Annotated in this window: 26 protein-coding genes, 1 tRNA gene and 1 pseudogene; 12 read left to right on the top strand and 16 right to left on the bottom strand. The window is 68.5% G+C overall.

Features of this window, described 5'->3' with window-relative positions; translation table 11 throughout:
* Nucleotides 1-2: 2 nt before the first annotated feature.
* Together AB0946_RS12155 and AB0946_RS12150 are read left to right on the top strand one after the other, a co-directional pair.
* On the top strand, nt 3-860 hold the full coding sequence (locus AB0946_RS12155) for a helix-turn-helix transcriptional regulator (RefSeq protein WP_030642838.1): 858 nt from the start codon (nt 3-5) through the stop codon (nt 858-860).
* 189 nt (nt 861-1,049) lie between these two features.
* Nucleotides 1,050-1,241, top strand: coding sequence for a DUF397 domain-containing protein (locus AB0946_RS12150; RefSeq protein WP_171155353.1), 192 nt, complete (start codon nt 1,050-1,052; stop codon nt 1,239-1,241).
* 132 nt (nt 1,242-1,373) lie between these two features.
* On the opposite strand, the gene AB0946_RS12145 is transcribed toward AB0946_RS12150, so the two are convergent.
* Nucleotides 1,374-1,880 carry a glutathione peroxidase gene (locus AB0946_RS12145; protein WP_366760475.1) on the bottom strand — a complete coding sequence of 169 codons (507 nt, stop codon included), beginning with the start codon at nt 1,878-1,880 and terminating at the stop codon, nt 1,374-1,376.
* Nucleotides 1,881-1,969: 89 nt separating this feature from the next.
* Nucleotides 1,970-2,959, bottom strand: coding sequence for a helix-turn-helix domain-containing protein (locus AB0946_RS12140; RefSeq protein WP_366760474.1), 990 nt, complete (start codon nt 2,957-2,959; stop codon nt 1,970-1,972).
* 79 nt (nt 2,960-3,038) lie between these two features.
* Between AB0946_RS12140 and AB0946_RS12135 the strand changes: the two genes are divergently transcribed.
* The 3 genes from AB0946_RS12135 to AB0946_RS12125 all read left to right on the top strand — a co-directional run bounded on the left by AB0946_RS12135 (nt 3,039) and on the right by AB0946_RS12125 (nt 5,958).
* Nucleotides 3,039-4,241, top strand: coding sequence for an MFS transporter (locus AB0946_RS12135; protein ID WP_366760473.1), 1,203 nt, complete (start codon nt 3,039-3,041; stop codon nt 4,239-4,241).
* A 202-nt stretch (nt 4,242-4,443) separates the two neighbouring features.
* Nucleotides 4,444-5,514 carry an NADH:flavin oxidoreductase/NADH oxidase gene (locus AB0946_RS12130; RefSeq protein ID WP_366760471.1) on the top strand — a complete coding sequence of 357 codons (1,071 nt, stop codon included), beginning with the start codon at nt 4,444-4,446 and terminating at the stop codon, nt 5,512-5,514.
* 57 nt (nt 5,515-5,571) lie between these two features.
* Nucleotides 5,572-5,958: a TraR/DksA C4-type zinc finger protein gene (locus AB0946_RS12125; protein ID WP_366760470.1), complete on the top strand. Its 387-nt coding sequence runs from the start codon at nt 5,572-5,574 to the stop codon at nt 5,956-5,958.
* A 91-nt stretch (nt 5,959-6,049) separates the two neighbouring features.
* Here AB0946_RS12125 and AB0946_RS12120 read toward each other — a convergent pair whose 3' ends face one another.
* Nucleotides 6,050-6,619 (bottom strand): DinB family protein, encoded by a 570-nt coding sequence (locus tag AB0946_RS12120; RefSeq protein ID WP_366760469.1) that lies wholly within the window; start codon nt 6,617-6,619, stop codon nt 6,050-6,052.
* A 97-nt stretch (nt 6,620-6,716) separates the two neighbouring features.
* On the opposite strand from AB0946_RS12120, the pseudogene AB0946_RS12115 reads away from it, so the two are divergent.
* Nucleotides 6,717-6,944: pseudogene (locus AB0946_RS12115) on the top strand (GntR family transcriptional regulator); the annotation flags it as partial.
* Between the two features lie 263 nt (nt 6,945-7,207).
* Here AB0946_RS12115 and AB0946_RS12110 read toward each other — a convergent pair.
* Nucleotides 7,208-7,432 (bottom strand): cold shock domain-containing protein, encoded by a 225-nt coding sequence (locus AB0946_RS12110; RefSeq protein ID WP_366760468.1) that lies wholly within the window; start codon nt 7,430-7,432, stop codon nt 7,208-7,210.
* Nucleotides 7,433-7,659: 227 nt separating this feature from the next.
* Here AB0946_RS12110 and AB0946_RS12105 point away from each other — a divergent pair, with 227 nt between their 5' ends.
* On the top strand, nt 7,660-8,130 hold the full coding sequence (locus AB0946_RS12105; protein ID WP_366760467.1) for an SMI1/KNR4 family protein: 471 nt from the start codon (nt 7,660-7,662) through the stop codon (nt 8,128-8,130).
* Between the two features lie 207 nt (nt 8,131-8,337).
* On the opposite strand, the gene AB0946_RS12100 is transcribed toward AB0946_RS12105, so the two are convergent.
* On the bottom strand, nt 8,338-8,751 hold the full coding sequence (locus AB0946_RS12100; protein WP_366760466.1) for a hypothetical protein: 414 nt from the start codon (nt 8,749-8,751) through the stop codon (nt 8,338-8,340).
* A 1,193-nt stretch (nt 8,752-9,944) separates the two neighbouring features.
* Nucleotides 9,945-10,448: a hypothetical protein gene (locus AB0946_RS12095; RefSeq protein ID WP_366760465.1), complete on the bottom strand. Its 504-nt coding sequence runs from the start codon at nt 10,446-10,448 to the stop codon at nt 9,945-9,947.
* A gap of 170 nt (nt 10,449-10,618) precedes the next feature.
* Between AB0946_RS12095 and AB0946_RS12090 the strand changes: the two genes are divergently transcribed.
* On the top strand, nt 10,619-11,221 hold the full coding sequence (locus AB0946_RS12090; protein WP_366760464.1) for a hypothetical protein: 603 nt from the start codon (nt 10,619-10,621) through the stop codon (nt 11,219-11,221).
* A 25-nt stretch (nt 11,222-11,246) separates the two neighbouring features.
* On the opposite strand, the gene AB0946_RS12085 is transcribed toward AB0946_RS12090, so the two are convergent.
* From AB0946_RS12085 to AB0946_RS12070, 4 genes are all read right to left on the bottom strand, one after another.
* On the bottom strand, nt 11,247-12,986 hold the full coding sequence (locus AB0946_RS12085; RefSeq protein ID WP_366760463.1) for an AIPR family protein: 1,740 nt from the start codon (nt 12,984-12,986) through the stop codon (nt 11,247-11,249).
* Nucleotides 12,987-13,503: 517 nt separating this feature from the next.
* Nucleotides 13,504-13,884, bottom strand: coding sequence for a hypothetical protein (locus tag AB0946_RS12080; RefSeq protein ID WP_366760462.1), 381 nt, complete (start codon nt 13,882-13,884; stop codon nt 13,504-13,506).
* Nucleotides 13,878-14,306, bottom strand: a complete 429-nt coding sequence (locus AB0946_RS12075; RefSeq protein WP_366760461.1) for an ATP-binding protein — start codon at nt 14,304-14,306, stop codon at nt 13,878-13,880. Before AB0946_RS12075 ends, AB0946_RS12080 begins: the two co-directional genes overlap by 7 nt.
* A gap of 46 nt (nt 14,307-14,352) precedes the next feature.
* Nucleotides 14,353-14,760, bottom strand: coding sequence for an NUDIX domain-containing protein (locus AB0946_RS12070; RefSeq protein ID WP_366760699.1), 408 nt, complete (start codon nt 14,758-14,760; stop codon nt 14,353-14,355).
* A gap of 109 nt (nt 14,761-14,869) precedes the next feature.
* On the opposite strand from AB0946_RS12070, the gene AB0946_RS12065 reads away from it, so the two are divergent.
* Nucleotides 14,870-15,658: a GntR family transcriptional regulator gene (locus tag AB0946_RS12065; protein WP_366760460.1), complete on the top strand. Its 789-nt coding sequence runs from the start codon at nt 14,870-14,872 to the stop codon at nt 15,656-15,658.
* A 22-nt stretch (nt 15,659-15,680) separates the two neighbouring features.
* On the opposite strand, the gene AB0946_RS12060 is transcribed toward AB0946_RS12065, so the two are convergent.
* The 4 genes from AB0946_RS12060 to AB0946_RS12045 form a co-directional block, all read right to left on the bottom strand.
* A complete protein-coding gene (locus AB0946_RS12060) occupies nt 15,681-16,046 on the bottom strand; it encodes a hypothetical protein (RefSeq protein WP_366760459.1) in 366 nt (121 codons plus the stop codon).
* 525 nt (nt 16,047-16,571) lie between these two features.
* Nucleotides 16,572-16,644, bottom strand: a tRNA-Arg gene (locus AB0946_RS12055).
* Between the two features lie 26 nt (nt 16,645-16,670).
* Entirely contained in the window at nt 16,671-18,287 is a 1,617-nt protein-coding gene (locus AB0946_RS12050) for an IclR family transcriptional regulator C-terminal domain-containing protein (RefSeq protein WP_366760458.1), read from the bottom strand.
* Nucleotides 18,288-18,427: 140 nt separating this feature from the next.
* Nucleotides 18,428-19,738 carry a M6 family metalloprotease domain-containing protein gene (locus tag AB0946_RS12045; protein WP_366760457.1) on the bottom strand — a complete coding sequence of 437 codons (1,311 nt, stop codon included), beginning with the start codon at nt 19,736-19,738 and terminating at the stop codon, nt 18,428-18,430.
* A gap of 362 nt (nt 19,739-20,100) precedes the next feature.
* Between AB0946_RS12045 and AB0946_RS12040 the strand changes: the two genes are divergently transcribed.
* Together AB0946_RS12040 and AB0946_RS12035 are read left to right on the top strand one after the other, a co-directional pair.
* Nucleotides 20,101-20,748: a helix-turn-helix domain-containing protein gene (locus AB0946_RS12040; RefSeq protein WP_366760456.1), complete on the top strand. Its 648-nt coding sequence runs from the start codon at nt 20,101-20,103 to the stop codon at nt 20,746-20,748.
* 235 nt (nt 20,749-20,983) lie between these two features.
* Nucleotides 20,984-22,522, top strand: coding sequence for an MFS transporter (locus AB0946_RS12035; protein ID WP_366760455.1), 1,539 nt, complete (start codon nt 20,984-20,986; stop codon nt 22,520-22,522).
* Between the two features lie 87 nt (nt 22,523-22,609).
* On the opposite strand, the gene AB0946_RS12030 is transcribed toward AB0946_RS12035, so the two are convergent.
* Nucleotides 22,610-23,122 carry a MarR family transcriptional regulator gene (locus AB0946_RS12030; protein ID WP_366760454.1) on the bottom strand — a complete coding sequence of 171 codons (513 nt, stop codon included), beginning with the start codon at nt 23,120-23,122 and terminating at the stop codon, nt 22,610-22,612.
* A 104-nt stretch (nt 23,123-23,226) separates the two neighbouring features.
* Here AB0946_RS12030 and AB0946_RS12025 point away from each other — a divergent pair, with 104 nt between their 5' ends.
* Entirely contained in the window at nt 23,227-24,018 is a 792-nt protein-coding gene (locus AB0946_RS12025) for a class III extradiol ring-cleavage dioxygenase (RefSeq protein ID WP_366760453.1), read from the top strand.
* A gap of 57 nt (nt 24,019-24,075) precedes the next feature.
* Here the strand turns inward: AB0946_RS12025 and AB0946_RS12020 are convergent, their stop codons facing one another.
* Nucleotides 24,076-24,612 (bottom strand): N-acetyltransferase family protein, encoded by a 537-nt coding sequence (locus AB0946_RS12020; RefSeq protein WP_366760452.1) that lies wholly within the window; start codon nt 24,610-24,612, stop codon nt 24,076-24,078.
* Nucleotides 24,613-24,728: the final 116 nt, after the last annotated feature.

The following is a 24,728-nucleotide window of genomic DNA, read 5'->3' as shown; positions in this document are numbered from 1 at the left end:
CCGTGGCGTCCAATGTCAATCCCACCGTCAGGCGGCGCCGGCTGGGCCAGGAGCTGCGCAGGCTCCGTGAGCTCAAGGGCATGACGGCCGAAGAGGTGGCGGAGCGGCTGCTGGTGTCGCAGTCGAAGATCAGCCGTCTGGAGAACGGCCGGAGAAGCATCAGCCAGCGCGATGTCCGCGATCTGTGCGGGGTGTACGAGGTCGAGGACCAGCGGATCGTCGACTCGCTGATGGAGATGGCCCGGGACTCCAGACAGCAGGGCTGGTGGCACACCTTCGGTGACATCCCGTACAGCGTGTACATCGGTCTGGAGACGGACGCCGAGTCGCTGCGGGTTTACGAACCCCAGCTGGTGACCGGGCTGTTGCAGACCCGGGCCTACGCCGAGGCGCTGGTGCAGGGCGCGTTGCCGGAGACGTCGACCGCGGAGATCGAGAAGCGTGTCCAGGTGCGGATGCGCCGACAGGAACGTATCACCGCCCAGGCCAACCCCCTCCGGCTGTGGGTGGTGCTGGACGAGGCCGCGCTGAAACGGGTCGTGGGCAGCCGCCTGGTGATGCGGGAACAGCTGGAGCACCTGATCGAGATGTCGCAGCTGCCGCACGTCACCGTGCAGGTGCTGCCGTTCGACGTGGGCGCACACCCGGGGCTCAACGGCCAGTACGCGATCCTGGAGTTCGCCGACGCGGCCGACTCCAGCGTGGTGTACCTGGAGGGCGTGACCAGCGACCTGTACCTGGAGAAGGCGCAGGACGTGCAGAAGTACGCCGTGATGTACGAGCATCTGCGGGCGCAGTCCCTCAATGTGGAGGCGTCCCGGAAATTCATCGCGGACGTGGCGAAAGAGTACGCCGACTGACGCGGGACCACTCGGGGCGCGGGATCGTACACCGCCGGTCCACTCCAATGGAAGGCTCACCTGGAATATGCCATCCGGTCGAGTGAACGGCTCCTCCGCAGCGCGCAGTTGCCCGGTAGCGTCGATCACGCCAGTCAGACGACATGGTTGGCGTGAACCGCACTACCGCAACTCGCAACAGGAGTGGACATGGCACTGATTCAGGGCGCTTCGGAGACGTGGATGAAGTCCTCCTATTCCGCGGGCAACGGCGCCTGCGTCGAGGTCAAGTCGCCCACCGCCGCCGAACTCGCCGTACGCGACTCCAAGACGCCCGAGGGGCCGGTCCTGGCCTTCCCCGCCGACGCCTGGAACGCCTTCGTGTCCTCGGTCAAGGCGTGAGGGGTTCTCCCTGACCCTGGTCCGGACGACAACTGCACACGCACCACCAGGAGAGCCCTCTCGACCAGTCGCCGTCCTTGCCGAGAGGGCTCACCGCGTTCCACCGGGCCACCCGGGAGGCCCGGACCGTGCTCAGCCGAGCTGCGCCTCGATCGCGGAGACGACCTCGGCCGACTCCGGCTCCGTCTGCGGCGAGAACCGCGCGACGACCCGACCGTCCCGGCCGATCAGGAACTTCTCGAAGTTCCAGCGGATGTCCCCGCTGTGCCCCTCCGCGTCGGCGAAGTCCACCAGCCGCTCGTACAGCGGGTGCCGGCCCGCACCGTTCACCTCCACCTTCTCCGTCAGCGGGAAGGTCACGCCGTAGGTCGCCGAGCAGAACTCCGCGATCTCCTCGGCGGTGCCGGGCTCCTGCCCGAGGAACTGGTTGCAGGGCACGCCCAGCACGGTGAAGCCCTGCCCGGCGTACCGCTCCTGGAGCTTCTCCAGCCCGGTGTACTGCGGGGTCAGCCCGCACTTCGAGGCCACGTTCACGATGAGGACGGCCTTGCCCGCGAACCGTGACAGATCGGCGGAGCCGCCCTGGAGGGCCCCGATCTCGACGTCCAGCGGGGAGCCGCTGTGCTCAGTAGTCGTCATGCCCGGATGCTAGCCCCGCCGGATCACACGGCCCCGCCCGGCCTCGCCCAGGACGCGACCGGTTTCCTCGCCCGGCCTCGCCCAGGACGTCACCGGCCCCCCGTGTCACCGGCCTCCTCCCCCGCCTCGACCAGGACGTCGCCCGCCGTCGTCCGTACGTACAGCACCGACCGCCCGGCCCGGCGCCGGGTCACCAGCCCCGCCTCCCGGAGCACCTTCAGGTGCCGGCCCACCGACCCCAGCCCCTGCCCGGTCACGGCGGTCAGCTGGGTGGTGCTCAGGGGGGAGCCCAGCAGCACCAGCACCGCGGCCCGGCCCGCACCGAGCAGCGCGTTCAGCCCGGCGGGCACCACCCGGTCGGCGTCGCCGGCCAGGACACCGGCACAGGGGTAGACCACGGCGTACCGCTCGTCGTCCTCCCAGGCGACCCAGCCCGTGTGCTGCGCCGTCACCGGCACGAACAGCAGCTCGGCGCCGGAGATCTCGCGCGGCGGATACTCGTGCAGATTGATCTGGAACCGGTTGTCCCCGAGCCACCGCGTGCCGCCCGGCCGCAGGGAGTCCAGCACGCCGGCCCAGCCGCCCCGGCTCGCCTGCGCGGTCCGTGCCACCACATCCGCCTCCAGCACCCGCCGGCGCCGCCCCCAGTACGGTCGTACCGTCTCCTCCCACACCCACTCCAGCAGGACGGCCGCCCGCTCGGGCAGGTCGTCCCGGTCCAGCCCGGCGGGCAGCGGCCCTGCCAGCGAGAGCCGCAGGTGCGCGCGGGCGTCCGCCGGCCGGGTGGCGCGCACCCGGGCGATCCCGTCCCGGATGCTCTCGCCGTCGCGGGGCGTGGGCGTGAGGAAGTCGGCGATCCACTCCCGCCCCAGCCCCGCCCGCACCAGCCGGGCCGTCACCGGGTCGGCCGCGAGCCTGTCCCGGTAGGCGGGCAGGTGCGTGCCCAGCCAGGCGTGCTCGCCGGGATGCGCCCCCTGCCCGGCGTGCAGCAGCTTCAGCCCGGCGAAGGTCTCGGCGAGCGGCGAGATGACGAAGCGGCTCCGCGCCAGGGTGTCCGCGTTGAGCTGCCACCACCCCACGAGCGCCTCCTCGCACGGACCTTTCGCACGACGGCGAAACAATAACGACTCCGCCGCGGCCCGCCCGAGACTCCGCACCATGCCCAGCTACCGATCCCTGTTCCGCACCCCCGAGTTCACCCCGCTCTTCCTCGGCGCCGCCGCCCAGACCGCGGCCGGGACCGCCGGCGGCCTCGCCCTCGGCACGCTCGTGTACCGGACGACCGGCTCGCCCCTGCTGTCGTCGCTGAGCATGTTCGGCCCGTCCCTCGCCCAGGTGCTCGGCGCGACCCTCCTGCTCTCCGGCGCCGACCGACTGCCCCCGCGTACGACCCTCGCCGCCATCTCGCTGGCCTTCGCCGCGGGTACGGCGGTACAGGCGCTGCCCGGTCTGCCGCTCGGCGCGCTGTTCACCGTCGTCCTGGTCCTGGGTCTGGTCGCCTCCCTCGGCGGCGGGGTCCGCTGGGGCCTGCTCAACGAGATCCTCGCCGAGGACGGCTATCTGCCCGGGCGTTCGCTGTTCAACATGATGAGCGGGCTCATGCAGATCGCCGGTTTCGCCACCGGCGGCGCCCTGCTCGCCGCCCTCTCCCCGCGGGCCTGTCTGCTGCTGGCCGTGGCCCTGTACCTGACGGCCGCGCTCGTCCTGCGCCTCGGCCTCACCGCCCGCCCGCCCCGGGCCACGGGCCGCCCCTCGCCGTCGGCGACCTGGCGCGCCAACGCCGAGCTGTGGTCGTCCCGCCCGCGCCGCCTCACCTACCTGGGCCTGTGGCTGCCCAACGGCCTGGTCGTCGGCTGCGAGTCCCTCTACGTCTCGTACGCCCCGCACGCGGCCGGCACCCTGTTCGCGTGTGCCGCGCTCGGCATGTTCGCCGGGGACGCGACGGTGGGCCGTCTGCTGCGGCCCGCGACCCGGCGCCGGCTGGCCACTCCGCTCCTGATCCTGCTGGCGGCGCCGTACCTGGTCTTCTCCACGCACCCGCCGGTGCCGGTGGCGGTGGCCTGCGTGACCGTGGCCTCCGCCGGTTTCGGCGCGAGCCTGGTCCAGCAGGAGCGGCTGATGAGCCTGACCCCCGGCGACCTGGCCGGCCAGGCGCTGGGACTGCACTCGGCCGGCATGCTGACCTTCCAGGGCGTGAGCGCGGCACTGGCCGGCGCGGTGGCCCAGTTCACGTCGCCGGCGACGGCGATGACCGTGATGGCGACGGCCTCGCTCTGCACGACGCTGGCACTGGCCGCGGCCGCCCACCGAACCCCGTCCCGCCGCACCGCCGAGCCGGCGCGGGAGGGGTCACCGTCCTGACGCCGACGCGGCCGACCGGACCTCACGCCCGGTCGGCCGACCCCGGCATGATCCAAACGAGAGGCCCTAGGTGGCGTTGGCTAAGGCGGCCGGGGTACTCGGGGCTGCACCCACCGTGCGGGGCGCCCCGCAGGAACCCAGGCCGTCACGGCTCGACGGCTGCGGGGCACCCGGCCTCCCACATCTCCTTGCGAGGCCCCCGATGAGCCGTCTCTTCTCGCCGCTCACCCTCCGCGGCACGACCTTCCCGAACCGGGCCTGGGTGGCCCCCATGTGCCAGTACAGCTCGGTCGACGGCTATCCGCAGGACTGGCATCTGGTCCATCTCGGCTCCCTGGCACGCGGCGGCTCCGGCCTGGTCATGCAGGAGGCCACGGCCGTGGAACCCGAGGGCCGGATCACCCCCTCCGACGCCGGCATCTGGGATGACGGGCAGGCCGCCGCGTACAAGCGGATCACCGACTTCGTCCACGGGCAGGGAGCCATCGCCGGCATCCAGATCTCCCACGCCGGCCGCAAGGCGTCGACGGCACCGCCCTGGGAGGGTGACGTGTACGTCGAACCGGAGGCCGGAGGATGGCGGACGGTCGCACCGTCACCGCTGCCCTTCGGCGACTGGCCGGCCCCGCGGGAGCTCGGCGCGGACGACATCCGCGCTCTGGTCCGGGCCTTCGGCGAGGCCGCCGCGCGGGCGCTGTCCGGTGGCTTCGAGGTGCTGGAGATCCACGCCGCGCACGGCTATCTGCTGCACCAGTTCCTGTCGCCGCTGTCCAACCACCGCAGCGACGAGTACGGAGGCGATCTCGACGGGCGCAGCCGTTTCCTGGTCCAGGTCACCGACGCCGTGCGGGCGCAGTGGCCGGAAGACCGCCCGCTGTTCGTACGCTTCTCGGCCACGGACTGGGCCGACGGCGGCTGGACCCCGGAGGAGACGGTCGAGCTGTCGCGGCACCTGGTGGCCCACGGCGTCGATCTGGTGGACATCACCAGCGGCGGGCTCGTCCACAACGCCCGTATCGAAGTGGAGCCCGGCTACCAGGTGCCCTTCGCCCGAACCGTCCGCGAGGGCGCGGCCCTGCCCGTCTCCGCGGTCGGCCTGATCACCGCACCGGAGCAGGCCGACCAGATCCTCGTGGACCGCTCGGCCGACGCGATCATGCTCGCGCGCGAGCTGCTGCGCAACCCGACCTGGCCGCTCCACGCGGCCCATGTGCTCGGTGACGACGTCCCGTGGCCGAAGCAGTACCAGCGTGGCCGCCCACGTCATCGCTGAAGCCGTCGTCGTCCGAGCACCGGGAATTCGGCACAAGACAATGAGGTTTCCTCTGATATGAGCGATCAATCCACCAATGCCGCTTTCGCCGCGCCCCAGGGCGAGTCGATGCGGGCGCTGCTCGCGGCCGACCGTGTCGGCACGCTGGAGCAGATATCCGCCCTCAGCCGTGAGTTCGAAGGGATCGTCGAGGCGAACGCACTGGTGGCCATTGACGACGAGCACGACCCGGAAGGCGCGAGCACGGCCTTCGAGCGGGCGCACGTCGCCGCCCTGCTGTCCCAGGCGCGCGAGCATCTGGACGATCTCGATCGCGCCCTGGAACGGCTGGAGAGAGGCGACTACGGGCGCTGCGAGCGATGCGGTGAGCCGATCCCGGCGGAGCGCCTCGAAGTCCGCCCGGCGGCGAAAACCTGCGTGCGCTGTGCGTCCGTAGCTCGTTGAAGGGTGCACAGTCGAGGACGCGACCTTCTGCACAGGTCACAGGGCGTATCGCCCCCGTGCAGGAGGGCGAGACGCCCTGCCGCCCCGCTGGCTAACCCATGGTCTTGGCGCCGTCCAGGGACTCGCGGATGATGTCGGCGTGGCCGGCGTGCTGGGCGGTCTCGCTGATGATGTGCATCAGTACCCGGCGGGCCGACCATCGCGCGCCCGGCGGGGACCACGGGGCCTTCGGCAGTGGTTGTGTGGCGTCCAGGTCGGGGAGGGTGGCGACCAGTTCGTCGGTTCGGCGGGCTGCCTCGGCGTAGTCGGCGAGCACGCCGGCCAGCGTCTCGCCGGGCAGCATCCGGAACTCGTCGGCCCGTCGGGCCCAGTCGGTCTCGGTCATGGTGGTGAAGTCGGGCATCGCCGACGGGCCGTCCAGGATGAACTGCGCCCAGGAGCGCTCGACCGCGGTGACATGTTTGATCAGGCCGCCCAGGCACAGCTGGCTGGCGGTGGTCCGGCGCCCGGCCTGCTCGTCGGTGAGGTCACGGGTGGTGAAGCGCAGGAAGTGCCGATGCTTGGCCAGGGCCTCCAGCAAGTCACCGCGCTCGCCGGTGGCGGTCGGCTCATGGGCCGAGTCGTGGGTGGCCAGTTCGTTGACAGTCACGGTCTCGCTCATCGTCGCTGCCTTCTGTGGTTCGTTTTCCGCCGGGCAAGAAGGACGCTAGCGGGCCTGGAGGTCAGATGCTGACCTGAAGGGCCGGAGGGGTGAGGATGCTGAGGACCGAGGCGTCTTCGTACGACCACGACCGCCCGTGCGGCGGCTCGCCTCGGACCGCTTCGCCCGGCGACACGGGGAGCAGGGCAGGTCCGCGTTCATCGCGGAGACCGACGCGGTCGGCGGTCACCCCCAGGTTGACAGCCCGGAGGTAAGAGAGGGGAAGGCCGGCCAGGACATCTCCGCCCGGCGCGGTTCCGTGCGACGCGTGCCGGCTCGTCGGCGGACGCCTACGGTCCTCTCTTACCGGGTTCCGGTCAAGTGAGCGCGGACCGCCAGGGATGCATGACGAAGGCCAGTCAGGAGCGTGCTCCTGACTGGCCTTCCCCCATGTGCCCCCGGCAGGATTCGAACCTGCGACACCCGCTTTAGGAGTTCGATCAGCTAGTTGCGCGGCGTGCCGAAACGGGGCTCAGTGGTCGCTCGTGGGTCCGATCGTGGCCGCTTCGATGCGCCATCGTTCGTTGTCGTTGATGTCAGCTGGTGATGTCAGGCGGGCCGAGGAACGATGTTCACGGCCCGGTAGCTGTACCCGTCCTGTTTGAAGCCAGGGGCTTCCCACTGGAGGTCTACTTGCTGTCCCGGCGACAGCGTTCGGAAGCCCTTCACTTGGATGTGGGAGTAGTGGCCCCAACATCCGCCGGGAGTGTCGGGGGAGTCGAGCACGCCCCACCCTTCCTCGTCGTGCCACTCGCGGACAGTCGCAGTCACCATGAGTGAAACCTTACGGCTTCGTCTGTGCTGGCAACCGGGGATCTCAACTTGGGAAGCTAAGCGCATCTAGGGCTTGTTCCGGGGCTGACCCGCGGCAGGAGCGGTATCGGTGCCCGATGGGCGGTCGACTGGCTCCCCGGTGTTCCTCCCCGGTGTTCCCCGTGGTTCCCCGCACGATCGGGCACACATCTGGCACGTACGACCACCCGGACTGAGAAGCTGAGCCGGTGACTGACGATGAGGTTGTCGAGGCGTTGCGGATCGTGGCCCGGGCGGGGACTTTGCCACCGCCCGCAATACCGGAGGCTGTCGCTGCGGCGGAAGAAGTCATCGGGTTCCCGCTGCCCTCTCTCCTGCGGCGCCTGTACGTCGAAGTCGCCAACGGCGGATTCGGCCCGGAAGAAGGAGCCCTGGGGGTGAGCGGTGGGGCTGCGCAGGGCAACTTTGCGGACATCGCCGAGCTGTACCAGGACGGCCCGGATCCGTCCGGCCGCATCCCGGCCGGCCTGGTGCTGATCTACGACTGGGGCTGCGCCATCTGGTCGCTCGTCGACTTTCGCGACCCCGCGGGTGGCATGTGGTGCAGCCACGAAGGCGAGTGCTGGCCCCAGGGCGTGAACCTCGCAGAATGGCTGACCGGCACGTTGGCAGGAACCCTGACGGTGGAAACACTGCTGGAGAGCCGACCCACTTCGTAGACCAGCCGTCTCACTGCCCTGAGCTGGCGCTGCTCCATGGGAGTTGCCGACTTTGGACCCACGACTTCTTCGTCCCGAAGCAACTTGCACAGCCTGCCCACCTTGGACCAGTGCTCATCTGACCTGCTGCGACGGTCCGTGAGTGTCCGTGCTCGTCCGCCGCTGTCCGTCCGCGTTGTCACGCAGTTAGACACTCACCGCTGCGGCTCACGTCGAGGTGCTCAGATCGGCGTCGTGCAGCGCAGCGAGTTCCCTCAGGTCGTTCGCGACCATGACCTGGGCGAGACGACCCGCGACCGCCACGACCTTTGGCCAAGTGGGTGCCTGTAGATACTCCGCATCGGTGTTGTTGGGTGCCTCGGCCGCCGCGGCGTTGAGCATGGTGCCCAGCTCACGCATGAGGGCGACCTCTTCCTCAGTCCTCAGACTGACTCCGAGGTATCGCTCGGGTTTGTCGGCATCGCAAAAGTCATCGAAGAGCGTGTGAAAGACGTGGTCCAGGTTCTCGAACACCGACGGGTCAAGCCAGACGTCCTGCTGCCATGGCGGATTGGCCAGAGCCAGGACTACGGGTACGACGTGGACTCGGTGGTTCGCCAGGAGACGGGCGTCTTCGCTCACGGGGCCGAGCCTAGTGACGAGACCCTGCCGATGCGCTGGCGTTTCCGGGGAGCCTAGTGCAAGAAGGTCCCCATTTTGCCGTACGGCCACCCCTGGGTGGAAACGCGTACGGTCCGGGCGCGCTGACCTGGGGTTTCGCTGCTGCGCGCTGCGGCGGACGCGCCGACCGACCAGGCGCGCGTATGTCTCGCTGCACTCCCACCGGCCTCAGTCACGGTGCAGTGCCGTCGACCGGAGCAGCCACGCCAGCCGGGGCGTGCGGACGAGTCGGAGTCGATCGCCTCCAAGCCCTCAGCTTGGGAAGCTGCGAGCACTAGCGGTGCATTCGACTGCTGACCTTGGCGAACGGTCTGAGAGCTGCCTGTCGGCCTCGGCTGCGTTCACCGTGGTTCCCCGTTGTTCCCCGCTCGATCTGGTGCGCATGTGGTGCGGCCGGGATCATCCGCGTTGAAACCCGATGCTCACCTGAACACGCAGACGACGCGCCCATAGTCTTCGATCTGCTGCTGTTGTTCGTCGGGACGAGGTGCGTGCTCGTTGTCTCCACACCTGAGGACTGTTCCGTCGTCTCCCTCAAATACGGAGACAACGCCTCCGTGATGGCTACAGGCTCCTGGGCGGCCGATGGAGTCTGACGGCCACCCGTCTGAGCACTCGTAGCCCTGATACGTCCAGCGAACTGGCGTGTGCGTGGCGGATGGAACTCCAGAGCTGACCGGCGGATCCTCGTCGTCATCGTTCCACCCACTGAGTTGGGCTGTGATCGGGAGGACGACGAAGATCCCTACGCCGATAAGGCCGGCCACGGAGTAGGCCACCACCCGAGCGACCCGCCACGCGCGGCTCTCGACGAGCCTTTGCAGGAGACTGCGCACGGAAGACTTCTAGCAGAGCAAGCGGCTCTAGCGGGCTTCTTCGCCGACGTTGGCGGCAGCTCTCCAGAGCGTCAAGTGGCGGACTGCTGGTCGTCGTGTCTGGCATTCCGCAGACCCACCAACACGCTTTCCAACTGTGGTGGTGGGGCGGTGGGTTGTGTGCAGGGGCGTTCAGCTGCGTTCATGGGCGGCTGACTGTCGGTGCGGGGACAGCTTCGGGTCTCGCCAGAACGGCAGCGAACGGGGGTGAACGAGACGGAAACTGAGACGGGCGGCCATCACGGGTTCACTGGTCACGGACCTGAAGTGTCGTCACGTTCACCGCGGTTGCCACGGTTCCACATGACGGCATCTTGCCCGCTGGGTGTAGCCGCCGGGCACGTCGACGCTGACGGAATTCCAGAACGGCTCGGCCTCGCGGAAGTGACCGCCGCCCGTATGCCACTGGACTCCTGGGTAGGCGTGGCGCAGGGACCGAAGAGCGGCTGAGGCGAGGCCGCAGCGCTTAAAGCCCTCATAGGAGTGAGGCGCTTCGACCCAGCCGATCTTGCACAGGTTGCAGACCACGTACTCAACCTCGAAGGCCAGGTCGGATCGGACGTAGGCCGCACGGATGCGCCAGCCTGTTCGCTCGTAGTGGCCGGCGGGCCGGTCGACCCAGGGTTCCGGTGGGGTGGCGGTCCCGTCGAAGTGGTACGACGCCGGGTTCAGCCACCGGCGAAGCCGGTCCCGCCAGGTCGGTTTGTCGGGCCACTTCCGTACCCAGTACACGTGGTCAGCGCGGCGCGCCACAGCGCGGATTGCCGCCTCTCTGTCCGCCATGCGCTCTCCTCTCCGGGCTCTGGAGTCGCCCTCAGCCATGGTCCGGCGGGCGGGAGGCTGCTGTACAGGACAGCGTATGGACCTCACTGGTCGTGACTGCTCCTCACGGTCGTCGTGGGAAATACAGGGTTCCTGTCCCTGTGCGACGAGGCGGCAGCAACACTGGTCTAGTGGACTGGCTTACACCCTTTATCGGACTTGTCGGCGTAGTCGTTGGTGCCGCCACCTCCTACGCCTCGACCCACCAGGTGCAGAAGCGACAACTCGCTGACGCTCGACTCGCGCGTGAGGAGGCAGAGCGGGCGGCCGTGGTTACCGCCAACGCCCAGGCGCTTACGGCGTTGTTGGGACACGTAAGGAAGATGCCGCCCGACTCCACATTGGCAGATGTTCCTTCGGATACATACGAGCAGCTTGTCGAGCGTGAGCAGGCCTGGGGAAAAGAACTGCATGAATATCTAGAACCGGCGCGCGTAGCAGCACTAGAAGTGCGCGATGAGGAACTTCGCACGCTCCTTCTCGACGGCCTGACATGGATCCATGATTGGGATTGGATCAATCTCGGTCCCTACAGGCGAAGTCGAGAGTGGCTCATAACGGGAACGGTTCATCACCTGATTTCCTGTTTGTTTGCATGGAAGCGCGGCGATGCACAAATGCCAGAGCCGAATGGTCGCTATAGTCGCTACAAGGAGGCATGGGAGTACGAGGAGGAAAGACGACGCATTGAGGCCGAGGAGATCGAGGCAGAGCGTCGCGGCCAACGCCATTGACGCGGGCCGCGATCTCTAAGTGGAGTTAGGGCGATGCCTGCCGAGCTGCTTGCGCTCGGTTCAGTAGGTACTCGCTGAACCGTTGAGCCTTGGTTGCCCTTTCCAGGATTACGCCTTCTTGGTCAAGATAGGTAGCAGACCATTCCTTGAGATTTTCGAAGAGAGTTTTGATCTCTGTTTCCTCGACTCCAGCGCTCCTGGAGGCTAGGGGGCGGAGTTGCTGCGGCCTTCGAATGGGACCACCGTTCAATTTTTCCACGATGAGCATGGATAGATGGAACTTAAGGTTGCTCTTTTGAGACACGTTGGCTTCGGCGGCATCAGACAAGATGAAGTTGTCCACTTGGCGCTGTAGTCTTGCGCACCAGAGATAGGTCTGCAGATCAATTGACGAGTTGAAAACGAGACGGTAGTCTTCATCGTTCTTAAGTAGCGAAGAAGGCTTTCCGCGAGATTTGTCCGGGCGCGCCAGTCCCATCGCTGTGACGGACGCTCCAACGAATTGAATGCTCACAATTTTGGCAGGATCCTTGCCGTCGTTCTTGTAATATCCTTTCCTCCTGTCGTAGTACCAGCCTTGGGTCAAAAAATAGTCCTCGATATTGCGTTGCACCTCATCCGTTGCACGCAGAGAGGCGTCAGTAATTGCTGTTTGGCGATTGGTAGCCCTGATGACCATATCTCTGGTTGCGGCGTCAGCAGTGACGATAATCCGCACGAGAAGCATGCGCTCTGCGGCTTCTTCCGTAGCGTTTCCTCTGAGCGCTTCAAAAATTTCGTGACTGGTCTGCAAACCATTCACGATCTGAATATTTGATAGGGAGTAGGTCTTCGCTGTACTCGTAGCTTCGCTGCAAATCAGGGTGACGCCATTGTTTAGCCACCAAAACTCAGGGCTTTCGGTAGCCGTCAAGGACTGGCGAATCTCCTGATTGACCGACACGTTACCTTGATAGTCTCTGACGTTCCATTCGAAGAGGTGCCGACGGAGTCGACCGTTCTCATCTACGATCAAGTTGTAGTAGTCCCTCAGCTTCACGAGGGCTACATGGGACTGTCCGCTTGTGGCGCTTTCTTGATAATTCATAGCCAAGGTGTAAGGCGGACGTTCGTTGTACCTAGCCAATAGCTCTTTATCGCCGAGAAGCTCTACGGAAATTGTCCGTGCGTCCGGCACTGAAGAGAGAATCACCTGCTTCAGGGCGTGTAGTTTTGCCTCGAACTGCGGTGTGATGTTGCTGGAGTCTCCTGGAGTGGCATAAATAACGTTTACGCTGATTCGGGGGCGGCGCGTGAGGAGCTTCTCCCAGGCGGCGCGGAAGATTCCGAAGCGTGCCAGAAGCGTGGGATTGTATAGAACGGATAGATCGTCAAGGGGTTGCGAGAGGTCCAGCAATCGGCGCATTGTATTCTCTAGCTTTTCTGCCACCTCCTCGGCGAAGCTGGGTGTCCGCTTAGCCTGCACCACCCAGAGTTCAAGGTTTCTATCTTGCCCGAAATCGGTGGGGCGGCTTGTTTCTGACACTACATCTGAGTCTTCATCTAGCAGCGTGTCGTCGAAGAAAACGTACACTGAGTCAATGGCGCCATCCTGCCCGCCGCCTACAATCCCCGCTTCAATATCCTCAAGCCCCAGCCCAAATGACCGCAATGCAAGCTCGGATGCGAAGACTTCAAAGGCGGTGCCCCCGTCGACCGTAGGTAGGTTCTCTTCTTTCCATGCATCAAAGATTCGCATGATCAGCATCTGCGCGTTGCTGGGCATTTTCGGCATATGAGGACTCCCACCCGTCAAGAGATGTTGCGTGCTGAACGTACCATTGAGGTGCGTGGCTGTGCAGTGCTTTCACGGGTTTAAGGGTTGTAGAGGGCGGTGCTCTCATTCTGGCTGGTCGTCCGTGGGTATCCGGGTTAAACGTAGGTTGCGGCAGCATGGCAGTCAGGTCGGTGGAGCGGCTTTGGGGTGGCGCTGCTTTGGCGCGAGTGATCATGGCCTCGTAAGCTTCCGGCGCGTCGGGCAGTCTGTGGACCTGCCCGGTAAAGCACGACGTTGGGGCCACGATCTTCGAGGCTCGCGCCAAAGTGGCTCCGTAAAGGCGTGGAGCCGACCGCCCCAGCCACGACGTACCCCTTCTCTGACATCAGGTGGCTGATTGCTGTGCGCGCGGCACGGGCGCCGGCCGGGCTGGAGCGGGGCGGAGACAGGAGCGCAGGCCCGGCCGGGGGCCGGGCCGCGCGGTGAGCGGAGCGAGCCGCCTTGAACCAGTAGAGAAAGTTGTAACTCAGTCTGTCGGGCCGGGCTTGAAGTCGTACGCACACGGCGGGAGTCCGGCTGCTTGGCGGTGCGCGAGTGGCAGGAAGAGCACGGGCCGGATCGTCCACGTGATGCGGGTCTTGGCGTGGGTCACCGAAACCGTGCACGGCTCGGCGCGCAACAGGGCTCGTCGGGTCGCGATGCGGCCCTCGTACAACCACTCCCACACCTCGTCGGAGGCGTCAGCGTCTAGGGCCGGTGAGATCGTGCGGAGCGCGACCGCTACCCAACGGTCGGCCTGGGGTGCCGAGTACGCGTCGAACGATGCCATCAGCGCCGGCCCCCGCTGCTCGGTCAGGTCCTCGGTCCAGCACTCGCACCAGTAGCCCCGCTGCGGCGGCTTCAGCATGGGTGGCCTCCCAGACGGGCGTCCGCGTACAGCTCCGCGGTGACCGTGTGGCCCTGGTCGCTCTCGTGCACGACGACCCGGTGGGCGATGGCACTGACCATGTCCAGCCCGCGGCCGTGCTCGGCGTCCTGGTCCTGGTGCTCGACCTTCGGGGCCGTGGCCGTGCCGCCGTCGTCCGTGACTGACACCGCCACCACCTGAGCCGAGACGGCGACCGCCAGGTGGAAGCTGCCGTACTCCCGGCCGCTGGCCGTGTGCAGGATCGCGTTCGCGCTCAGCTCGCTCACGATCAGTTCGGCGTCTTCGGCTAAGGGGGAGCCGCGCAGGATGTCGCGCGTCCAGCGGCGGGCCCGGCTCACTTCTTCGGGGAATCCTGGGCAACTCAGTCCCCAGACCCGGACTGTACTCGTATACTCGTGCATACAAGTTCCTTCGTGCTGGTAGGCCGCCATGTGCAGCGGGTTCGGGCTAGACGAGTTTCACGCCGTCGTGGGCGCGGATGGCCGGCGGGATCGTCGCGTCGAGTGCGTCAAGGACGCGGATCGCGTACGCCTCGTCGGCAAGCTCGGTGACCTCTTCGCGGGTGGCCCAGCGCAGCGCGCGGGTCTCGTCACCGGTGGTGGGCACACCGTCGGCGGCTTCACAGCGGAAGACCAGCGAGACGATCAGGCCCTTCATGTTCTTGTAGACGCCGGTCAGGGTCGCCGGAAGTGCGATCTTGATTCCGGTCTCTTCGAGGACTTCGCGCTGGAGGGCTTCCGGGATGGTCTCCTCGCGTTCGAGGACACCGCCCGGTGGCTCCCAGTGGCCGTTGTCCCGGCGCTGGATCAGGAGGGCCCGACCGTGGTCGTCCACGACGACCCCGGCGACGCTCACGGAGTGCGGGCGTTCACTGCTCACGTTCCTCGGCCCTCTCGGCTGGCTAGGCTCTCCACCGTAGCAACAACACTCGCCCACTCGTCTAGATACCTAAAGGAGTACTCACGTGAGCCCTCTTTCTTCGGGCCTCCTCGGTGATCTCGACCCCACGAGCGATCGTGCGGTCTTCCGGCAGATCGTCGACCAGCTCCGCGAGGCCATCGACCGTGGGCGATTCCGCGAGGGCGAGAAACTGCCCTCTGAAGCCGACCTTGTCGACCACTTCGGGGTGTCCCGGATGACGGTCCGCAACGCCTTCTCCATCCTCCAGGGTGAAGGCCTGGTGCACGCCGAGCACGGCCGGGGCGTCTTCGTGCGACCACGACCGCCCGTGCGGCGGCTCGCCTCGGACCGCTTCGCCCGGCGGCACCGGGAGCAGGGCAAGTCCGCGTTCATCGTGGAAGCAGACGCGGCCGGCAGCCACCCCCAGGTGGACAGTCTGGAGGTCAAGGAGGAGAAAGCTAGTCAGGACGTCTCCGCCCGGCTGGGCTCGGTGCGGCGCGTGCTGGCTCGTCGGCGCCGGTACCTGCTCGACGGGCGACCCGTCGAGTTCGCCACCTCCTACCTCCCGCTCGACATCGCCCGCGGAACCCCCATCGCCGAACCCAACCCCGGCCCCGGCGGCATCTACGCCCGCCTCGAAGAGCTGGGTCACCGCCTCGACCACTTCGAGGAAGAGATCCGCGCCAGGATGCCCTCGCCCCCAGAGGTGAAGCTCCTGCACCTGGCGGCCGGCGTGCCGGTCATCCACCTCATTCGGACGGCCTTCGACACCGAGGGTCGGGCCGTCGAGGTCTGCGACACGGTGATGGCGGCGGACGCGTACGTGCTCTCGTACCAGCTTCCGGCTACGTGATCAGGTGGGCGGCGGCACAGCTCTAAGCGGTCGGCTCGTCCTCGCCGTCGGTGGCAAGGGCAAACATGTGGCCGATGTTGGTCCACATGAGGTTCTCTCGCCAGTCGGGCTTGTCGAGCATCCAGCCGAGGAGAGCCTGCAAGACCTTCTCCTGGGACACCGTTCGGGTCTGGTAGTGCTCCGCAGGGACACCGTTGCGGTATTCCAGCTGGTAGGTGTTGTTGTCGCGGAACCAGACCTGGATGTACCAGTCGCCCTCCCGTTCCTCATCCCGCCGTTCAAGGATCAAGTACTCGTTGCCGCGTCTCAGGTTGGCGAGCATGGTTCCTACTGCCGGCTTCGTGGGGCGCTTCAGCTCGTAGCCACGGCCGTTGGTCGCTATCAGCATGGGTGGATTCTGGCGGGTGGGCCTGACATCGGCCGCAGGACGCTTCTCCGAACTCGAACACCCCAAACACGCTTACTCGTATAGACGAGTGGGTAAGTTATCTGGCAAGGTGAGTACGCGATCCCGATCAAGGGACTCGCAGGACCCATCTTATATAGACGAGTAGATAGGAGTGGGTCTTGCGCGCCATCCGCGTGGAGACATCCGGAGCGACGATCCTCCTGTACCCAGGTGCGAAGGTCCTCCCGCAGTCGGAAGCGACCCGCCGTTGGGCGCAAGCCGTTGGGGATCGACTTCCATGAGGTGCGCATTGAGGCCAATGCGCACCGTCTCACCCTGATCTTCTCGGACTTGCAGGTCAGCGAGGTGCCGGTCGGGTATGCACCCTTTGCCACGGAGTAGCGGGGACCCCTTCCGCTCCAACGAGGTGCCGAACGGGCGTAGTGGCACGCATGTGGCACGGCGCCTGAAACGGCTAAGGGCCAGCCTGGGAGGGAATTCCTCCTGAGCTGGCCCTTCTCACTGTGCCCCCGGCAGGATTCGAACCTGCGACACCCGCTTTAGGAGAGCGGTGCTCTATCCCCTGAGCTACGAAGGCGAGGCGTTGGTCCACAGGGTACCGGATCAGGACGGGGGGACGTGGGTGAAGCGGGATGCGGTGTGGAGGTCCTGCTGGATGTGGGCCGCCGTCGCGTGCAGGGCGGGCAGGAGATCGGCGACGACGTCCGGCAGGGTGCGGCGGGCCGCGTGGGTGGAGACGTTCAGGGCGGCCACCGTCCGGCCCGTGCGGTCCCGTACCGGTACGGCGATGGACCGCAGACCCGATTCCAGTTCCTCGTCGACCAGGGCGTAGCCCTGCGAGCGGACCTCGGTGAGCGTGGGGGACAGGGAGGCGGAGGTGTCCGCCAGGAGGACGCGGCCCAGGGAGGTCGCGGTCGCCGGCAGCCGTGTGCCCACGGTGATCTGTACGGTCAGGACCCGGCTCGTGCCCGCCCCGGCCGTGTACTGGATCTCCTCGCCGTCGTTCGTCAGCACCGCCAGTGCGGCCGGTTCCCGTACCGCGTCCGCCAGGGCCCGCAGGTGCGGTTCGGCCAGGCGGGGCAGTGTCGTCCGGGACAGGGCCGGGAAGCCGAGGTCCAGGACGCGCGGGGTCAGGGTGAACGTGCGGTCGGGGTGTGCCGCCACCAGGCCCAGGTGCTCGTGGGTGAGCAGCGCCCGGCGTGCGGTGGCCCGGGACAGGCCGGTCGCGCGGGCCACCTCCGTCAGGGACAGTGCGGAGCGGCCCCCGCCGAACGCCGTCAGCACCGTCAGGCCCCGGGCCAGCGACTCCACGAAGTCCCGGCCGAGTTCGTGCTTGGACGCCGTGGTCCAGGTCGCCAGGCCGGCCGGTGCCGGACCCGGCTCGGGTGCGGGTGCGGTGCGCAGGGCCGCCTCCATCGCCGTCACCGCCGTACGCAGCCGGGGCAGCAGGCTGGTGCGCAGGTCCGCGGCGGAGTGCCGGCTGGTGTGGCTGACCACGCTCGCCACGCAGGCCACCCGGCCGGTGCCGGGGTCCCGTACCGGTACGGACACCGCGACCAGGCCCGGCTCGATCAGCTGGTCGTCCACGGCCCAGCCGTCCCGGCGCGCCCGCTCGACCCTTTCCGCGAAGGCGTCGTCCGCGGGGTCCGCTCCGGGCGGTACCGCGGGGAAGGACGCGTCCCGTGCGTCCTGCGTGCGGCGTTCCCGCCAGCGGGTCCAGTCCGCTGCCGTCCACTCGGTCGCGAACAGCGCGCCCGGCGCGGTCCGTTCGGCCGGCAGCAGGTCGCCGATGCGGAAGCTCACGGACAGCGCGCGGCGGCGGGTGGCCTGGTGGATGAAGCGGATGCCGTCGAGGTCGGCGACCGCGAGCGACACCGACTCGTCCAGTTCGTCGGCGAGGGCGTCGGCGCGCGCGTCGAGCAGGGCGGGCAGGCGCAGGGCGGCCAGGTAGGCGTTGCCCAGCTCCATCACGCGGGGGGTGAGGACGACATCCCGGCCGTCGAGGCGGACGTAGCCCATGCGGCCAAGGGTGCCGGTGATCCGGTCCACCGTGGAGCGGGCGAGGCCGGTGGCCCGTTCCAGCGCGCTCGGGCTCAGCGTGCCGCCCGCCTCGGTGAGCCGTCGTAGCACCGCGACGCCCCGCAGCAGCGGTCCGACCGCCTCCGCCGGCGTCCCGTCCCCGGTGCGGGCGTCGGCATCCACTGCGGTCATCGCGGGCATCGTCTCTCCGGTACGGCATCCCATCGGGGCACGCCTACGGTAAACCTCTCCCGGCCGTGAGCCGGTCCCGTGCCCGCCCCCGCGTCAGCCGGATCGCGGTCTGCCCGGGAACCATCGATCACCAGCCCCCGGCCGCCCCCTCACGCCCCGACCCCCGCCCCCGCCCCCCTCGTGATCCGTATCCGGTAGTCGCCCTCCTCGTCCGTGCTCAGGACCTGGACGGTGATGCCGTGGCGGGGGTCCTTGAACGTCTCGCCGGAGGCGAACGGCGCGTCGGAGAGTTCGGCGTGGACGTTGGGGCTGCGGGTGCAGCCGCCGCTCTGGCGGTGGCTGTCGTAGACGGTGACCGGGCCGCGGCCGGTGTCGACGGCGCCGTCGACCTTGTAGATGAGCACTCCCGGGTGGCACACCGCCTCGTCGTTGCCGCCCTGCGCGCGTACCTCCAGCGCGTAGGTGCTGCCCGCGGTGACCGGCACCAGGACGAGCTTTCCGCCGCCCGGCCGGTACAGCGGGGACAGGGTGTACTCGGTGCTGCCCCTGGCCGCCGCGCAGCCGACCTGGTCGCCGTCCAGCCAGCCCAGCTTCCACTTGTGCCAGCCGAGCAGGTCGTTGTTGGCGCCCCAGTCCTCGCTCATGATGTCCCAGTGCCCGACCGCGCCCCCGCCCTCCTGGGTGTACAGGTCGGGCAGGCCGAAGGTGTGGCCGTTCTCGTGCGGCAGCACCCGGTAGCCGGTGCGGGAGTAGGAGCCGGAGCCGTCGTCCTGGCGGGAGTAGACGAAGGAGGCGTTGGATATGCGGACGCCGTCGGCGACCGGGGCGTCGTCGTTCCCGGCGAAGGTCACGGACAGCACGGTGTCCAGGGCGGAGGGGCCGGCGTTCGGGGTGATGAGCACGTTCAGCAGGTCGTAGTCGCGGAAGTCCACGGCCGGGTCGGCGGTGGTCACGATGTCCTGGACCAGGTTCCGGTAGCCGGGGTCGAAGGGCGCTCCGCGCTCTATGCCGTACGCCTGGAAGGTCTTCGGCATGCGCAGCCAGGTGGTGACGGGGGTCTCGGGGCGGTAGTCGAGACGGCCGTACGACGCGGTGCGGAACCACTCCTGGGTCTGCGGGAAGAACTCGTGGAAGCGGTCCATCGCGCTGCCCGGTCCGGGCGCGTCGGGGAAGTCCACCATCAGGGTCAGGGCGCGGACGGTGCCGGTGGCGCGGGAGTAGCCGGACGGGGTGGGCAGGCCCTCGGTCATCTGCACGTCCAGACCGCCACGGATCATGCAGGGGACGAGCGCGGAGTTGCGGGCCAGGCTGTCGGGCCCGGCGGCGAAGGTGGGCGCCGTGAGGTTCCCGGTCCCGGCCGAGGTGCTGACCGCGAGGGTCAGTGCGGTCACCATCGACAGGGCGGCAACCCGGCGCGGGCGTATCCGGCGGCGGGGGCGGGGCTGCGGCTGCGGCTGCATGCAGGGACCTTTCGCGCCACGGCAGCCGCCGGTCACCGGCTGCACCCTTGCGCTCACCCTGTGTCGACAGGCCGGTGGGCGCGCGCTGGAGGAGACCGATCGTGGGAAAGCGGGGCGGCGGCGGGGTGAATCCCGGCGGGTGGTGATTGTGTCTCAGGTCACACCGGTTCTTCCGGCGGGCGGGAAATAACCGGGGAGGGTTTCCCCGTTTAGCCTGTGTCCGACGGAAACGGGGACCGGCTCCCCGGATCAACGCCGGGCACGCGCACGCGCACGCTCACCGTCGAGCGGCCGCCGCCGAGTCACCGGGTGCGCCACGGCGCACCACCACGCAGCACCCCGACCTACCCGAGGAGTTCACCGTGCCCGCCACGACCGCCCCCTCCGCGCGCAAGGCGCCCCGGCCGCGCGCCGACGCCCTGCGCAACCGGGAGCGGATCATCACCGCCGCCCGGGAGATGTTCGTCGAGCACGGCCCGGACGTGCCGCTGGACGAGATCGCCCGCCGGGCCGGCGTCGGCAACGCCACGGTGTACCGCAACTTCCCCGACCGTGACGCCCTCGTCCGCGAGGTCGTCTGCTCCGTCATGGACCGGACGGCCGAGGCGGCCGAGCTGGCCCTCGCGGAGACCGGGGACGCCTTCGCCGCTCTGGAGCGCTTCGTGCACACCGCCGCCGACGAGCGGATCAGTGCGCTGTGCCCCATGGTGTCCAGCACCTTCGACCAGCACCACCCCGACCTGGTGGCCTCCCGCGAGCGCGTCGAGCAGCTGGTCGAGGAGGTCATGGGCCGGGCCAAGGCGGCCGGGCAGCTCCGGGCGGACGTCGGCGTCGGCGATCTGATGATCGTCGCGGCCCAGCTGAGCCGGCCCCCGGCCGGCACGGACTGCCTGCGCGGCGACCGCTTCGTCCACCGTCATCTGCAGTTGTTCCTCGACGGTCTGCGGGCCCCCGGCCGCTCCACCCTGCCGGGCCGGGCCGTGGACATCAGGGAGCTGCGCGACTGCTGACCGACGACCGACCGATCAGTTCAGCTCCCGCACCCGGTCCACCCTCCGTGGAACGGCCCGTCCGCCTTCCGCCCCTCCTCCTTCCGAGCACGGCCTCTTCATCGTTCCGTCGTACTCCGTTTTCTCGTCATTTTTCCGTCACACCTTTCGTCACCTCCTCCTTCACGAAGTTCCGGTCCTCTCCGTCACGAAGGTCCGGGCTTCTCCGTCACGAAGTCCCGAAGTGGGTATCTCCATGTCCGAAGCAGCCCTCAAGGCTCCCGGCGCCGCCGCTGCGAGCGGTGACGCCAACCGCTGGAAGGCGCTCGTGTTCATCGCGCTCGCCCAGCTGATGGTCGTCCTCGACGCCACCATCGTGAACATCGCCCTTCCCTCCGCCCAGACCGACCTCGGCATATCCGACGGCAACCGGCAGTGGGTCGTCACGGCCTACGCCCTCGCCTTCGGTGGCCTGCTGCTCTTCGGCGGCCGGATCGCCGACCTGTGGGGCCGCAAGCGCGCCTTCGTGCTCGGCCTCGCCGGTTTCGCCGCCGCCTCCGCACTCGGCGGTGCCGCCACCACCGGTTCGATGATGTTCGGCGCCCGCGCCCTCCAGGGCGTCTTCGGCGCGCTGCTGGCCCCGGCCGCGCTGTCCCTGCTCGCGGTGATGTTCACCGACGCCAAGGAGCGCGCCAAGGCGTTCGGCATCTACGGCGCCATCGCGGGCGGTGGCGGTGCCGTCGGCCTGATCCTCGGCGGTTTCCTCACCGAGTACCTGGACTGGCGCTGGACCTTCTTCGTGAACGTCCCGTTCGCCGTGGTCGCCGCGGCCGGCGCCTACTTCGTCATCCGTGAGCCGGAGGGCGGCCGCAACCGCAACCCGCTCGACATCCCGGGCGTCCTGCTGTCCACCCTCGGCCTGGTCGCGCTCGTCTACGGCTTCACCCGCGCCGAGTCCGACGGCTGGGGCGACGCGGTGACCGTGTCGATGTTCGTCGCGTCCGTGGTGCTGCTGGTCGCGTTCGCGGTCGTGGAGTCCAGGGTCAAGGCCCCGCTGCTGCCGCTGCGCGTGGTGACCGACCGCAACCGCGGCGGCATCTACCTCTCCCTCGGCCTCGCGATCATCGGCATGTTCGGCCTGTTCCTCTTCCTGACCTACTACCTCCAGGTCGTGAAGGGCTACTCGCCGGTCAAGACCGGCTTCGCCTTCCTGCCGATGGTGGCCGGCATGATCACCGGCTCCACCCAGATCGGCACCCGGCTGATGACCCGCGTCCCGGCCCGCCTGCTGATGGGCCCGGGCTTCCTGGTCGCCGCGATCGGCATGCTGCTGCTGACCCAGCTGGAGATCGACTCCTCCTACGCGGCCCTGCTGCTGCCCGCGATGGTGCTGCTCGGCCTCGGCATGGGTACGGCGTTCATGCCGGCGATGTCCCTGGCCACCCAGGGCGTCGAGCCCCGGGACGCCGGTGTGGCCTCCGCGATGGTCAACACCTCGCAGCAGGTGGGCGGCGCGATCGGCACCGCCCTGCTGAACACCATCGCCGCCTCGGCGACCACCTCGTACATCAAGGACCACATCGCCGGTGCCGCCTCCAGGCCGCAGCAGCAGCTGGTGACGCTGCAGGGCCAGGTGCACGGGTACAGCACCGCGATCTGGTTCGCCGTCGGCATCCTGGCCGTCGCCGCCCTGATCGCGTTCACCTTCGTCAACGCCGGCCGTCCCGGTGCCACCCCGATGGCCTCGGGCGACGGTGTCGAGGACGAGCTCCCGGTGCCGGTGGTGGCCCACTGACCGGCCGTACGGCCCGGCCCGCCCCGCGCTGACCAGGGTCCTTCGTCTGGATCAGGCGCGAGCCCGGCATGATCCGAACGAGAGGCCCTAGCGCAGCCAGGGCAGGTCCGCACCCGCTTCGTTGGGCTGGAGGCCCTCGGCGACGATCTCCATGATCTCGCCGAGGGCCTTCTGCTGTTCCGGGCTCAGCCGGTCGAACAACGCCTGCCGTACGGCGGTGACGTGGCCGGGCGCGGTGCGCCGCAGCACCTCCTGGCCCGCGTCGGTGAGGACGGCGAACTGGCCGCGCTTGTCGCTGGGGCAGTCCTCCCGGTGGACCCAGCCGTTCTTCTCCAGCCGGGCGACGGCGTGCGACAGCCGGGAGCGGGTGATCTTGGCCTTCATCGCCAGCTCGGTCATCCGCAGCCGGCGGCGCGGCGCCTCGGCGAGGCTGACGAGGAGGCCGTAGTAGATGTGCGGCATCCCCGCGTCGCGCTGGAGCTGCCGGTCGAGGTGGTCCTCCAGCAGGGTGGTGGCGTGCAGGTAGGCGCGCCAGATGCGCTGTTCCTCGTCGGTGAGCCAGCGGTGCCGCGCGGCGGCGGGGTCCGGTGCCGTGTTCATATCCCCACTGTACGAGGCAGCTCCTTGAAACTTGAACAAGTCACGCGTAGGGTTTCCATGAGAACTTGAGACTTAAAGCAACTGGATCACCGGGAGCCGCCGCGATGTCCGCCACCGCCCAGGAGCGCATGCCCGCCCTGTACCTCAGCCACGGCGCCCCGCCGCTCGCCGACGACCCCGTCTGGCCCGGCCAGCTCGCCGCCTGGTCCGCCTCCCTGCCCCGGCCCACGGCGATCCTCATGGTCTCCGCGCACTGGGAGGAGGCTCCGCTCGCCCTCGGCGCGGTCGAGACCGTGCCGCTCGTCTACGACTTCTGGGGCTTCCCGGAGCACTACTACCAGGTCCGGTACGCCGCCCCCGGCGCCCCCGCGCTCGCCGAGTCCGTCCGCAAGCTGCTGCGCGCCCCCGGCATCCCCGTCCAGGACATCCCCGACCGGGGCCTGGACCACGGCGCGTACGTCCCCCTCGTCGAGATGTTCCCGGACGCCGACATCCCCGTCCTGCAGATCTCCCTGCCCACCCTCGACCCGGTGCGCCTGATGGACATCGGCCGCAAGCTCGCCCCCCTGCGCGACGAGGGCGTGCTGATCGTCGGCTCCGGCTTCTTCACCCACAACCTCGCCGCCCTGCGCCACACCGGCCGGGGCGTGCCGAGCTGGTCCTCCGAGTTCGACGACTGGGGACGGCGGGCCCTGGAGACCCGCGACTGGGACGCGCTGCTCGACTTCCTGAACAAGGCACCGGCCGGCCGCTACGCCCACCCGCGCACCGAGCACTTCGCCCCGCTGTTCGTGACCATGGGCGCGGCGGAGGCGGGCGGCGAGCTGGACGCGCAGAGGTCCGTCATCGACGGGTTCTGGATGGGAATGGCCAAGCGGTCGGTGCAGTTCGGATAAGTGACGCGTCCGGGCGGGCCGCGACGGCCGGCCGGGCCGGAGGGCCCCCCGGGCCGGCTAGAGAGGCTTCTCGTACCAGGCGACGTCCCAGTAGCGGCCGAACTTACGCCCCACCTCGCGGTACGTTCCGACGTGCGCGAAGCCGAAGCGCTCGTGGAGCCGCGTGGAGGCCTCGTTCGGCTGGGCGATGCCCGCGTAGGCGCGGTGCACGTCCTGCCCGGCCAGGGCGTCGAACAGGGCGCGGTAGAGCAGCGTGCCGATCCCGCGGTGGCCGCCGGCGCCCCCTCGTGCGGAGTCCGGGGCCACGTACACCGAGGTCTCCACGGACGTCGCGTACGCCGGCTTCGGCCGGTAAGGGCTGGATGTGGCGTACCCCAGAATCTCCTGTGACTCCGCGTCCGTGGCAACCATCAGCCGGTGCGGGCCGTCTTCCGGGTGGGAGAGCAGCCAAGGGCGGCGCTCCTCCGGAGTGAAGATCGCGGTGTCGAATGTGATGGCCGTCTCACGCACATAGTGGTTGTAGATCGCCGTGAGGGCATCGAGGTCCGCCTCGACTCCCGGTCTGACCTGCGCCTCAGTACGTTCCGACGGCATCTTGCCTCCCAGCGTGGCGGACAGGGTACTGCATGATCAGAAAAATCGGGGGGCGGGTTGGGAATTCTGTCCGGATTCCAGTCGTTGTTTCCCACGGATGCAGGGCACTCGGAGAG

Origin of the sequence: Streptomyces sp. NPDC046870 (assembly GCF_040704595.1) — a bacterium.
Lineage (GTDB): Bacteria > Actinomycetota > Actinomycetes > Streptomycetales > Streptomycetaceae > Streptomyces > Streptomyces argyrophylli.
This window is presented reverse-complemented; position numbering and strand designations above follow the sequence as displayed.